General features: G+C 42.8%; 10 protein-coding genes and 1 tRNA gene. 5 read left to right on the top strand and 6 right to left on the bottom strand.

The window, feature by feature from the left end:
- Positions 1–71: 71 nt before the first annotated feature.
- On the bottom strand, positions 72–1,145 hold the full coding sequence (locus JXL83_01765) for a hypothetical protein (GenBank protein ID MBN2362838.1): 1,074 nt from the start codon (positions 1,143–1,145) through the stop codon (positions 72–74).
- Between the two features lie 674 nt (positions 1,146–1,819).
- Here JXL83_01765 and JXL83_01760 point away from each other — a divergent pair.
- A complete protein-coding gene (locus tag JXL83_01760; protein ID MBN2362837.1) occupies positions 1,820–2,404 on the top strand; it encodes a helix-hairpin-helix domain-containing protein in 585 nt (194 codons plus the stop codon).
- A gap of 3 nt (positions 2,405–2,407) precedes the next feature.
- On the top strand, positions 2,408–2,605 hold the full coding sequence (locus JXL83_01755) for a hypothetical protein (protein ID MBN2362836.1): 198 nt from the start codon (positions 2,408–2,410) through the stop codon (positions 2,603–2,605).
- 3 nt (positions 2,606–2,608) lie between these two features.
- On the opposite strand, the gene JXL83_01750 is transcribed toward JXL83_01755, so the two are convergent.
- Positions 2,609–3,541, bottom strand: coding sequence for an aspartate-semialdehyde dehydrogenase (locus JXL83_01750; GenBank protein ID MBN2362835.1), 933 nt, complete (start codon positions 3,539–3,541; stop codon positions 2,609–2,611).
- 5 nt (positions 3,542–3,546) lie between these two features.
- Positions 3,547–6,903, bottom strand: a complete 3,357-nt coding sequence (locus JXL83_01745; GenBank protein MBN2362834.1) for a hypothetical protein — start codon at positions 6,901–6,903, stop codon at positions 3,547–3,549.
- Positions 6,904–7,018: 115 nt separating this feature from the next.
- Here JXL83_01745 and JXL83_01740 point away from each other — a divergent pair, with 115 nt between their 5' ends.
- The 3 genes from JXL83_01740 to JXL83_01730 are packed head-to-tail and all read left to right on the top strand — an operon-like array spanning position 7,019 to position 10,079.
- The gene (locus JXL83_01740) at positions 7,019–7,945 is read left to right on the top strand and encodes a hypothetical protein (GenBank protein MBN2362833.1); all 927 of its coding nucleotides are present in this window, start codon (positions 7,019–7,021) and stop codon (positions 7,943–7,945) included.
- A complete protein-coding gene (locus JXL83_01735; GenBank protein MBN2362832.1) occupies positions 7,946–8,995 on the top strand; it encodes a flippase-like domain-containing protein in 1,050 nt (349 codons plus the stop codon).
- A 37-nt stretch (positions 8,996–9,032) separates the two neighbouring features.
- A complete protein-coding gene (locus JXL83_01730) occupies positions 9,033–10,079 on the top strand; it encodes a flippase-like domain-containing protein (GenBank protein ID MBN2362831.1) in 1,047 nt (348 codons plus the stop codon).
- A 109-nt stretch (positions 10,080–10,188) separates the two neighbouring features.
- Here JXL83_01730 and JXL83_01725 read toward each other — a convergent pair whose 3' ends face one another.
- The 3 genes from JXL83_01725 to JXL83_01715 all read right to left on the bottom strand — a co-directional run bounded on the left by JXL83_01725 (position 10,189) and on the right by JXL83_01715 (position 11,245).
- A complete protein-coding gene (locus tag JXL83_01725) occupies positions 10,189–10,362 on the bottom strand; it encodes a hypothetical protein (GenBank protein MBN2362830.1) in 174 nt (57 codons plus the stop codon).
- Between the two features lie 17 nt (positions 10,363–10,379).
- Entirely contained in the window at positions 10,380–11,114 is a 735-nt protein-coding gene (locus JXL83_01720; protein ID MBN2362829.1) for a hypothetical protein, read from the bottom strand.
- Positions 11,115–11,171: 57 nt separating this feature from the next.
- Positions 11,172–11,245: transfer RNA gene (locus JXL83_01715), tRNA-Val, on the bottom strand.
- Between the last annotated feature and the right edge of the window lie 13 nt (positions 11,246–11,258).

Here is an 11,258-nt window from a genome sequence, read left to right as displayed (position 1 = left end):
GACTGGTTCCTTTTTTTAGCTTTTTTTGATTATATTTTCTTTTTAGGAACCAGTCTTTTTCTTTTTATTTTTTATAGGACACTAGTGGATTTAAAACTAAAATCAGAATAATTCTTCATATAAAATCCGCCGCACCATGGCGGAGACAGGGAATCACCAGGATACAAACTTCCACCAACAGTTAGATATTCGTTGTTGTTGTCGATGATTGCGTTCATTTTTTTACAACCATTATTATAGCCATATGAATAATGGTTGAACAGATAACCTGATTTGTTTGTCTTAATTATATTATGATAAGAAATATTTCTTCCCCAACTGACAACTGAACCTAAAAGTATTGTATCATACTTCATTGTTATTGAATTAATTAAATAATGATTTCCAGATGTTGATATATAAGAAATCTGATCAGGATAAATTTGGTTAACATCATCATAAACCATTATTGTAATGGAATAATTATTTAGATTGTTTTGAGAAGCGACCATTACTAATTCATCATTGTATTTACAGCATACAAATTCAGAAAAATAACATCCCCAACCTTGATATAAACTATCAGCGATACCAGAATGATTTATTTGTGAATGAAAAAACCCTCTACCATAAGAATTGTTTAAAAAACCTACAAGCATAAACTTGTTACTTTCATAATAAATTAAATCTGAAGGAAAATAAGAACTATAATCAATATATGTCTTAACAGGCAATGAATTCACAGACCATGTCTGGGTTCCCGGATTGTAATCAGCAGAAACAGGCCAGAGCTGCATTGCAGAAGTGTCATTGTATTCTCCGTAACCCGCAACAAGGAAAATATAGCTGTTCGTACTGTCGTTGTGTCCGGCGAAGACAATTTTATGATCAGGGTTCATGACAAGATCATTGTTCGTTATCTGCCAGATTATGTTTCCTGAATTGTTTACAGCGACTAAAGTTGTCGGAGAATAAACCTGATACTGGTCCGGACCGACTCTTCCGCTTCCGATGACAAATGTGTAACCGAAGGCGGTTTTTTCAAGATCGTGAGCTACACCGTCCAAATTAGTGTAGATTTTTTCCCAGCCCCCGGGCGATATTTGCCCCACCATCACAGACGTAGTTAAAAACAAAACTACGGCGCTGATAAGAGTTCTTTTCAAGAATACCTCCTTGTAAAAGTTGCCAGATGTTATCTTATTTTTTTTTTGTGTCAATTTATTAATTATATAAATAACATTTTTACATATTATACAATAATTAGTTAAATCAATAAATTGTAAAAATGAAGATAATCTGTAAAATAATGAAACTTAACCGTTTATATTTTGTTGTTGCTAAAGTTATGAATAAATAACATTTGAAATTATCTCAATCTTGGTTTAAAATATAAAAGATGTATGCATTTTGGATAATTCTCTTCTCTGCCTTCGAATTAAACCCTCTGCCAAAATTCTACCATCCTGTTTCAAAAATTTCCCACTTCAACGTATTTCTTAATCCTTCAATCCCTCTCTCCGACGGTTTGAGAGCTTCTTGCTGTTTCACTCAGCTCTATTCGATGGATGATCTCAACCTCTACTCGGCAGGCGTTTCCTGGACAAAAAATCCATACTCCTTCTCCGTGACAGCTTCTCAGTTCGGCAACTCACTCTACAGAGAGATAACGACCGGATTTGCGTGTGCGTACAGATTGAAGGGTCAGTCAGCGGGTCTGCGCTTTAAACCGATGTTCTTGTCCATTAAAGGATACGGCAGTAAAATAGTCTGGAGCTCCGACCTTTATACATGGACCGACATAAATCAATATTTCGGATTTGGTGTTTCCGTTCAAAACATGCTCTCGACAACTTACGGCACTTCATCAAACCAACCTCCTTTGTCTGTAAACGCGCACATTTTGCTGGAATATTTCGACGGCGTCAGCATTGGGCTTTGCGCCTTCAAGGTCAGAGACAGAGATATTAGAAAGAGTTTTTCGCTCTGTTTCAGGTTCAACGCCCTCTCTTTTATAATCGGATACACTGACAGCCCCGGAGAGTTTTCAGTCGGTTTCGAGGCCGAAGCTTCAAACATCGGTTCGCACTACGGTCTTTCCAACCACGCTGATCTCGGATATACTCACACCGCTTCGTTGTCCTGGAAAAAAGAATTTTTAAAAACGTTGGAACCTTCCTCATCCTACACACTTCAACTTGATCCCGACACAATTGCAGCCAGCATTTTCCCTCTGGACTTAAACAAGGCTTCCGCACCTCTTCTCGACAGAATCCCGGGTATTGGTCCCGTTCTCGCCACGAGAATAGTCGAATACAGATCTGAAAAAGGAAAATTTGAAACTCTTGAAGAACTCCTGAACATCACAGGCATAGGAAGCTCGCTTTTTGAAAAAATAAAACCTTATTTATTGATTGGAGAATGATTCATGGAATGCAGAAAAGAAAAGACAGCTTTGACTTGCGCCTGCACCTACAACTGTTCAAAGAAAGGAATGTGCTGTGAATGCGTCGCTTATCACAGAGATGCGGGAGAACTGCCTGGCTGTTTTTTTCCCCCAGAATATGAAAAAACCTACGACAGGTCGAGAGAGAACTTTTTCAGAGCGTGGAATCTTAAAAAATAATTTTCACAAAAGCTTTTCGAGAATATCAACGGCGTTCGTCGCCGCCCCGACCCTTAAATTGTCTGCGCACACGAACAGACTGACGAGCCCAGGATAACCGTCCTCTTCTTTTACTCTTCCGGCGATTACTTCGTCTCTATCCTGAATGTCGCGAGGGGTGGGAACTTTTTTGTACAGAACATCTTTGTTCAGCTTAATCCAATTCCTGACCTTTTCGGCCGTAAGATTTTTTCCCTCAAGAGTCAGCGACACGGAGTGACCCACTGTCACCGGCACTCTGACGCACACAGCCGAGATTCTCATGTCCTTTTTGTGAAGTATTTTTCTCGTCTCAAAGACGAGTTTGAGTTCTTCCTGAGAGCATCCGGTTTCAGAAATGTTTCCTATGAGAGGCAATACGTTGTCGAAAATTTTTTCAGCGAAAGGCGACTGCTCGAACTTTAAACCTCTGCTCTCTTCGGAAAGTGCTGTCAATCCTCTTCTCCCCGCTCCCGACACAGACTGAAAAGTAACGGCGTGAAATCCGGTCACTTCGTCTTTGAAATTATTCAAAATCCTTACAACCGGTATTGTAGCGCAGTTCGGATTCGATATAAGAAAACCGTCTTTTTTAACGTCGTCGAAATTGACCTGGGGCACAACGAGAGGAATGTCATCATCTCTTCTGAAAGCCGAAGTGTTGTCGATGCAGACTATATTTGCGTCGGCGAAATTTTTTGCCCATTTTAAAGAAACTGCAGATCCCGCTGAAAAAATAGCGAAATCGAGATTTTTTGGAACCTCTTTCAGCTCTTCGACTTCGACTCCAAATACTTCGCGTCCGCCCGAGTAAGAAGAAAATGCCCTCAGTTCGACGGGAAGAGATCTGCTTTTTATTATTTCAACGGCCTTTGTGCCGACCGCACCCGTCGAACCGACTATACCGACAGTCTTCATTTCCGTCAGATCGCTTTCATCAGCTTTATACTCTCCTTGAAGGAACTCCCCTCAACAGTTATAAAATATACGCCCAGGGGCAGGTCCTGAGGCAGTCCGAACGAACGGAAACCCCTCGCCAGAATCCCTTCGTGTAAAACTTTAATTGTTCTGCCTGAAACGTCGAATAAATATATATTTACATTTTCATTTTCCGGGCATGTCAAATTAAGCGACCATCTGTTGGTTATGAATGAACCCGAGTATTCGAGAGAAGGTGCTGATACAATTATATTTTCTTCGACCTCGACGGTCTGCATTCCAAAAACCCTGACGTCGTCTATGTACCAGCCCTCGTACTGGTTATTATTGTCTTCGGAATAAAAGACAAATCTCAGATTGAACGAATCGGCTGAGACGTCAAACAGAATTTCTTCGTAGGACCAGCCCTGAGAGCTTCCTGAAAAAGTCGCCAGATTCTTCCACTGCCCGTCCTCTATAGCCTGAACAATACAATAATCGTAACCTGCCTCGACTTCGTACCAGTGCCAAAATGAGAGTGCCATGTCATGACCTGATCTCATTACGACGGTTTCAAGCGTCTCGGCGAAAGCAGGAGGATATTGACCTGTCGATTCATTGCCGCAGTACCAGGAATTCGATGAAGAAGAGTAACGTCGTGACGATATGTGCCATAGATCCGGGTCTCCCGAATGAACCCACAAAGATGTGTCCCCTTCCATGTCGTCCGTGAAACCGAAAATTCCAGTGGTGAGATTTACAGAGTATTCATCGGGAACAGGAAGATTTCCTGACGTAAATGTGAACAGAGCCTGAAATTCGGCAGGGAGATTCGAAGAGGCTGTTAAAACGAAGGGAATCGTCATGTCATTACCTGCATTGACGCGGGTATGTGAAAAAAAGCTGTCATTGACAGTCACTTCTGTTGTGTTCAGGTGTATTGCTGTCTGTCCCGGGAAAAGATCTGAAAAACCGGCGTTTTCAAACGTGAATTCCCAGAGAGCGGTCTCTCCGGATTCAAAAAAACCGTTGCCGTTGCCGCTGATTGTGTCCAAACATCTAAAGCCTGTGCAGTGCATTTCGGGGTTCTGTATGACCGACGGAAGGCTGAAAGTGTCGTCGAGAGAAGCGGTTACAAGATTAAGGTTCAAATTCATCGGCGTTCCGTTGTTTATTCCGGGTTCAGAAAAAATAATAAAGGTCATGACACTTTCGCCGCCCGAAGCGACGGAAGCTATCGTGTCGCTTGAAATTATAAATCCTATGAATGAGCTGTCTGAAGCCAAGTCTCCTGTCAAAGAAGTCAAGGCCGACGAACCCGTATTTTTTATATAAATTGAGTATTCGAGAGTCTCTCCGGATGAAAACTTACCGTCGGCGTTGCAGGCAGGAAAAGTGTCGGCATATATTGTCGAATCTATCTGTATTCTGTATGCGGCGTCTCCGAATTGAACAGGAACTTGCTCGAAAACGAGATTTGCTCCGGACGCGGATATCACGCCGTCACCTGAGCTCACTCCGTTGTACGGAATAAAACAAGTGCCGGAGGCGTCCGTCAGACCTGCCGTTATCAGACTTCCTGCCGAAGTAAGAGAAACAATAACGCCTTCGAGTGGGGTTCCAGTCAAATCCTTTACTGAAACGCTGATAACTCCGCTTCCGGCCGGGAAAACAGTTCCCGGTAAAAACACGTCCATCTCGGTTAATTCGGCTTCAGTCCTAAGGTACAGCGCCGGATCTCCGAATAAAGTAAGCGCGAACATTATCCACCTGTAATCGTTAGCCTGTCCGGACAACGCTATGTAAGGTATTTTGTGAAGAGAAAACGATCTTCCGAGAACGTTTTCGCCTTCGGACAGCACGGTTCTGAAGTAATTGTAATCTATGACTTCCGAACTGCCGCATCCGGGAAACCCGGGAGTGAACCATCCGTATCTTGAATTTCCGATGAATCCTATGCTTCCGCCGGAGGAATTCGAGACGAAATGCCAGCCCACGCAGTCGTCGTCAAACGCGGCCGCCCAGCATCCCGTCGAATAAACGATTCCGTACTTTGAAAAATTCGAAAGGTTGTCGACGTCGGATTTTTCGAGATAATCCGGTCCGCACTGCATCGAATTTGTTCCGGCGTGTCCAATGTGATTCAGGAAAGAAAATCCGTAACGTTCACAGGTGTCCTGAAAGGACCCGATGTTGAGATTCGAAAGGGATTCGTAAAGCCTGTGGACGGTGAAAACAGGGCTTATCAGATTGTCGGCTATGTAATTTTTCGCCACTCCCCCGTCCGTGTTGGCGTCGAGATAGCTGGCCATAAAAATAATGTTCTCCGGATAAAAAAGCGAATCACTCGTGCAGTAGGACTTCACTTTATTGAAAAAATCGAGAGCTTCGGAAGAAGATCCGACACACGCTCTGCCCACGCTCATTTCCGGGAACATATCGAGACTGTCTTCTATCTCACCGAAAACATTATCGTTGTCGGCGTCCCAGGAGCCGTCCAAGTCGGAATAGTAATGGTCGGATGGAATGTCTTCGGAAAGACTCTGCATTTCGATGTGACAATATCTTCCGGGAACCGCCTGCCAGTTGCCCAAAATCAGGACATAAGAGGCGGAATGGTTTTCGTTCATATATTTTATGCAGTTCCTTATCTTTTCCTGGATGTCTCTTCCCTGATAATTTTGATTTATATATTCTGTTGTTCTGACGGCGCAGTTGATGCCGCTTTTAATGTGAAGTTGAGCCAGGCTATCGGCTGCGGGCATGTAATTTGGAACAGTAACTATTATCATGTCAGTGTCGGAGACGCTTTCCGGAACAGCAGTTGTAGATACACCGGTGTAACGTCCTTCGACAATTATTCCGACTTTTTCGTTGAAGAATAATTTTTTTCTCACGGGATTGTACTGCAAAGGTGAAATCGCTATGGCCAGCAGGTTTTCGCTTCCCGCTCTTCCCTGTTTGTAGGACAAAATATTATCTGTTGGATAGAGGGCGTCTTTTGAGTAAATATTTCGGTCGGGTTCGAAATAAACTGTTTGAATAAAACTCATGGGTTGGGTTCCCTGATGGGGAGCCAAAAATATGTTTTCTGCGATAATTGTCCCTTCCTCCTGCGCCACGCTTATATTTTCAACCACAAAACCAGAGGGCAATTTTATTATCTCGGTCTCCGAATAAATAAACGGACACGAAGGCGCTGAAACAACAGGTCTGCCAGGCAGGTAATAAAACTCGTATGAATCACCCCAGGGGCTCAAAAAATTGTGTTTGTCAGGTTCTTCGAAAGTAAAAACATATTCAAACGTTTCAGCGGAAAGGCAGGCTGAAAAAATGAACAACACAGCTATAATTTTTTTCACCTTAAACTCCTTTGCTTGTTCAAACAAATCTTACCGTACAAAAAACTCATTGCACCTAATATTTTTCAAAGCTATTTGAGTTGATAAAATCAACCTTAAATGATAGCATTTTTTCATGTTTTTGACATTTTTTCTTGTTGTGGGATTTTTCTTTGAAAGACCCGGCTATTTCGGGATGCCAACATCGGCATACTCTCTGGGATGCGGAGGGACCGGGACGGCATTAACGGACGATCCGGTTTTTTACAATCCCGCAATGCTGCCCTTTTCATATTATTCCTCGGTTCTTGTATCGTACTACGGAGTCAGGGACAAGGACTCCGCCTGCACTGGCTTCGGTGAATACTCTGCCTACGACGGAAAATACGTCAATTCGGTTCTCATATCCTCTCCTCAAACGGCTTTTTATTGGAGAATACTCGAAGCAGATCGTACAGACACCGCTTATTCCGGAAGAAAAACGAGCGCTTTGCTCAGAGCCGACGAAGCCGGCCTTTCTTTTGCTATAAGGGATGCCGATTTATCCTCATTCTCAGTAGGCGGCACGATAAAATACTTTCACGCCTCTTACAGGGAGATTTCATATCCGGATTCGGGTCAATTCGCGGAAGATTCGCTTATTTTCAGAGCATTTCCCGCTCACGGTTTTTTCGTAGACGCTGGTCTTGCGATTGTTATCTCACATTTTGCCATGGGTGTCAGCGCGAAAAACTTTGCAGGAAAAGTCTTCGACGATGAGATCACCGTTCCCTCTTCCTACAGAGCCGGAATTTCGATGTCTATGAAATACGCCTCTGCGGCTTACGATTTTGAGTACTCCGAAAAAGACTGGAGCGTGATTCACCATTACTGTATTCAGGCGTTCTACGGCCCTGCCAAAGCCTCCACCGGTTATGTTGAAAAAGACGGCGCAAAACTTTTCTCTTTCGGCACTACTTTTGCGCGCGACAGGTATATTGTTTCCGCCGCATGCTGGGGTCAGACCGATGATTTTAAAGCCGACCGTCTCGATTATTATTTTTCAATCGGAGCTCGTTTTTAGTTGGCGGGTAAACTCACCAAGCAGATAGCCCTCGGTTTCAGGCTTTTTTTGACAATAACGTTCGTAACCCTCCTTCTTATATTTTTCTTTTCTCTCAAGAACGCGACAAGAGAATCGGTAATCCAGATTTTAAGGGACATAAACCCTCTCTTTCTGCTCATATCGCTCGGCCTGTGGGCTGGAGCAATCCTTTTGGACGCTTTGAGAACCAAGCTTCTCGTGATGGGCTCAGGAGAGAGAATAAAACTCTGGACTGCAATAGAAGTCATAGTATCGGGAATCTTCCTGGCGACAGTCACCCCTTTTCAAACCGGCGGTCTTCCGGTTCAGATGTATATATTTCACAAAAAAAACATATCTCCCGGCAAGGCGACTCTTGTTCTTCTTTTCAGAGGTATACTCCAGCTCGCAGTCAGCGTGCTCGTTATCCCCGTTGTAATACCCTATTTTCCCAAAAATCCGTTGACAGTCACTATGTTTTTCTGGGTGATAACCGCAATAACAGTGGGCGTAACGGTTTCGCTATTCATCGCCTTCAAACCCAGGTACACAAAAAATTTCTTTTACCGAATAGGCAGATTTATGTGGAACAAGACAAAAAAGAAACCGAGATTTTACTTCAAGTTTGTGTGTAAAGTTTTTAAAGAGATCAATTTTTTCAAGGAAGGTCTCAGAACATATCTCAAGACAGGCAAAATGATGCTCTTTCTCGCTTTTCTATGTACGGCTCTTTTTCTGATGATGGTTTACCTTATTCCGGCTTTTTTAATGTACGGCATGGGTCTTAACAATTTCAGAATAATCGAGACAATGGCTCTTCAGCTCATTTTGACTTTCGTATTTCTTTTCGCGCCGACTCCGGGCGGGAGCGGTCTTGTCGAACTTGGTTTCAGCAGCACTTTCAGTCATTTCATTCCAAAAGGTTCTCCAGTTATAAGCCTTCTGACTCTAGCCTGGAGGATAATTACTTGCTATATACCGACTGTTCTCGGAGCCGTGATTTCTCTTAGAGTCCTGCACATTGAAAAACAAGATCTCGATTCCTATTGATCCGGGCAAAATCCGGAAAGGGATCGCTCTTTTCGTTTTGCTGACTCTCTCAGCGTGGATACTTCTCATTCCTCTGAATATCTCAGAAGGCGGTTCGTTCACCGAAAGATGGATGCAGGGTTTTTGTTCTTTAAAAACAGCCGTTGCCAGTGCTGACATTTTTTTCATTTTTCTGGCGTTCGTCCTCGTTTTTTTTCAGATGACTTTGAGTGTTCTTAAAATGATGCTGATAACAAGGGCTCAGGGTGTCTCTTTTTCTTTCGTCAAAACAGCCAGATTCACTTTTTGTCCGTTTTTTTTATCCTCCGTGACTCCTCTTCAAAGCGGAGGAATAGCTTATCAAATTTATATATTAAAAAAATCCGGATGCAGTTTTTCAAGAAGCGTCGCGATCATTACTTTTAAAAGCGCTTTGAACGGCCTTTTTCTCGTCGTCTCTTTGCCGTTGCTGTTTATTTACGCGGACAGCGTTTTTAAAAGCCGCATGTTTTCAGGCTTTTCGAATTACGTACTAGCCTTTTATCTTGCAGTAGCTGTTTTTTTCTATCTTATAATGTTCAAAAACAAATCAGTGAAAAAGCTGGCGTCAGCGATATTGTTCAAAAACAGGGGCAACAAAGCGGCAGGATTGATTTTAAAATACGTGATTAAATTTTTAAATTCGGTTGAACATCTTGCGAAAAACTACGAATCTTTCTTTTACAAGCATCCGTCAAAAACCGCTCTTGCTTCTTTGATAGCCGTAGCGGAGATGGGAGTATATTTTCTTATTACACCGTGTCTGGCTATGAGTTTAAGCCCAGAGAGAGACCTCGCAGGCCTTTACGCGACAGGCGTCGCTCTTTCGTACATTCTCGCTTACGCCCCTACGCCGGGAGGGGCGGGAATAGCCGAACTCTCAGGAATCAGTTTCGCTTTGAGCTGGGACGGACCTGTCACCGCTCTCATTCTTCTCTGGAGAATCGTCGCTCACTACGCTCCCGCTGTTGTCGGAGGCGTTCTTTTGTTCATTTTCGTCGGCAGAGATATCCCTGATAAAAAGGGATCTCCTGTATTTAATCCCGGTCCAGGCGGACAGGACTAAAAGAAAAAAACCCGCGGCGACGTTTGTCAATTTGTTCGGTCCTCCGATGACAAATCCGGAACCCATAATCCACAATGATATGTAAAAAATCGCCCATGAAGTCCACATATTATTTTCCTTTTTTCTCTTTATTTCTTTTGACTGTCCAAAAAACCTGAACTAAAGCCAAAACGGCTATTATTATGCCGAAGGTTATATTGGATTTGTCAGCGCTCGACCTGAATACCAAAGCGCTCGCTATCAGCCACAATCCTATATAAACCATCATGACGCTTTGAAACATACTTTCTCCTTTAAATTTCACTCAAAAAAAAGAATTCTTCCGCACGATTCGCACTGAGCGATATCTTTTTTCATTTTGACCTCTTCAACAAGATGCGGCGCCACCATGGAATTACAACCTCCGCAAACCCAGAAATTTTTCTTTGAATTGACGTTTTCCGAGTCTGAAAGAAAAATCTGAGCCAGAGCAGTCCCTCTGGCGTTCTTTATTTTTTCGTATTTTTTAAGCAACTTTATTTCGAATCCCGAAACCATCACGACCCTCTGTTTTTCAAGTTCTTCGAGAATCTCTTTTCCTCTCGCCTGTTCTTCTTCGAGATTTTTCATTTCGGTCTCAAATCTATCCTTTTCTGAAAAATGCCTTTTTTGGAGTTCGACAAGTTCGTTTTTCATTCTGTCGATTTCGTCGAATATCTCTATCTCTTTCGTCTCGAGTTCGCTTATTTTATTTTTAGAAAATTCTATCTGGGATTCCATCGCCCTGTATTCTTCGTTGGTTTTAACTTTCTGAAGCTGAAGTTTATAAGTGCTTATCTTGTTTTCGAATTCCTCTATGTCTATTTCTATCTTTTTTCTGGCGACTTCGTTGGATTTCAGGGATTCCTTTTCTCTTTCAATTTCAGTTTCTCTTTTTTTAAAATTTTCATTCAGCTTAAAGAGTCTTTCAGGTATGGAATCCATTCTTTCCTTGAGTTTAATAATTCTCTGATCAAGTTTGTGAAGTTCATTGAGGCTGTCCAGAGGATTGGTCACGAGAACATCTCCGGACAAAAAAAACGGGGATAGTGAGCTATCCCGCTTGTCGATAACTGGGCGAAAGAGGAATTGAACCTCTGACCTCCGGTATGTGAGACCGGCGCTCTAACCATCTGAGCCATTCGCCCTCATCTTTCCTTC

It is taken from the genome of candidate division WOR-3 bacterium (genome assembly GCA_016934535.1).
Classification (GTDB): domain Bacteria; phylum SDB-A; class SDB-A; order SDB-A; family SDB-A; genus JAFGIG01.
Note: the sequence above shows the minus strand (reverse complement) of the source record. Positions and strands in the feature narration are given on the sequence as shown.

Excerpts from the sequence above, each read along its gene's own strand:
- JXL83_01760 (MBN2362837.1), top strand. The coding sequence starts at position 1,820 with ATGCTCTCGACAACTTACGGCACTTCATCAAACCAACCTCCTTTGTCT.
- JXL83_01755 (MBN2362836.1), top strand. The coding sequence starts at position 2,408 with ATGGAATGCAGAAAAGAAAAGACAGCTTTGACTTGCGCCTGCACCTAC.
- JXL83_01750 (MBN2362835.1), bottom strand. The coding sequence starts at position 3,541 with ATGAAGACTGTCGGTATAGTCGGTTCGACGGGTGCGGTCGGCACAAAG.
- JXL83_01740 (MBN2362833.1), top strand. The coding sequence starts at position 7,019 with ATGTTTTTGACATTTTTTCTTGTTGTGGGATTTTTCTTTGAAAGACCC.
- JXL83_01725 (MBN2362830.1), bottom strand. The coding sequence starts at position 10,362 with ATGTTTCAAAGCGTCATGATGGTTTATATAGGATTGTGGCTGATAGCG.